Genomic DNA, 921 nt, shown 5'->3' with positions numbered 1-921 from the left:
TTACGCTCAACCGTCACTCCAGGCCAATTTCCCACGCGCTGATTGGTTCCTGTCAAAATGTTAAACAAACTGGTTTTCCCGCTATTGGGATTTCCGATTAAAGCAATTTCTGTCATTTGTCCTCCTCTCCCTCGATTTTCACCACACTAATCATCTGCGCTTCAGACTTGCGCAAGGTCAATTCATACCCACGTAAACGAATTTCAATCGGGTCACCTAGCGGAGCGACTTTACGAAGGTAAACTTTGGTATGACGCGTCAGTCCCATATCCATAAGACGCCGTTTGGTTTCATTTACCGCATAAATGCCTTCGATATAAGCGAATTCGCCAACCTTCAAATTCGACAAAGGCATGACTTCCTTGTCACCTTCTTCGGTAACATCAATGTGTTTTAAAATGGATTGATCAAAGGCCAAACGACTCGATTTTAGCATGACAATAGCACTTGTAGATGTCTTAGACACCAATCGAATGGGACTGCTCACCTTTAACCCCAAGTGCGATAAATGCCGCACACTATCATCTGGTAAATCTATGCTCGCAACGGTGTAGGGAATCCCCACCTTTGCATTTTGCAAAATCATATCTAAAACCTCCCTACCAGGTAAGAAAATCTCCTGTTATAAGGCTTTATTATAGCACAAAAACCGACCCAATTTAGCCGATTTGCCATATTTTCCAGCCTATAACAAAAATGAGAATTATTCTAATTATCACAAAAAAATCATAGAAAGGAACGGCTAAAGGCCAACCCATTTCTATGATTTCAATGCTTTGTTTACAAGACCTTACTTAAAAAGTCTTTTGTTCGTTCTTCTTTGGTGTGTTCAAAGACTTCTTCTGGCGTTCCTTGTTCCACGATAACACCGCCGTCCATGAAAATTACACGGTCAGCCACTTCACGGGCAAAGCCCATTTC

General features: G+C 41.9%; 1 protein-coding gene and 2 pseudogenes (1 of these 3 only partly in view). All 3 read right to left on the bottom strand.

Translation table 11 applies throughout. The features are described from left to right. Window positions 1–116: pseudogene (gene feoB, locus B3473_RS02865) on the bottom strand (ferrous iron transport protein B) (it extends 2,034 nt beyond the left edge of the window). Beyond that, on the bottom strand, window positions 113–586 hold the full coding sequence (locus B3473_RS02860; RefSeq protein WP_154454435.1) for a ferrous iron transport protein A: 474 nt from the start codon (window positions 584–586) through the stop codon (window positions 113–115). Before B3473_RS02860 ends, feoB begins: the two are co-directional and overlap by 4 nt. A gap of 194 nt (window positions 587–780) precedes the next feature. Continuing rightward, window positions 781–921 (bottom strand): annotated as a pseudogene (glnQ, locus tag B3473_RS02855) (glutamine ABC transporter ATP-binding protein GlnQ); the annotation flags it as partial.

It is taken from the genome of Streptococcus sp. UBA632, assembly GCF_002300045.1.
GTDB classification, from domain to species: domain Bacteria; phylum Bacillota; class Bacilli; order Lactobacillales; family Streptococcaceae; genus Streptococcus; species Streptococcus alactolyticus.
This window is presented reverse-complemented; position numbering and strand designations above follow the sequence as displayed.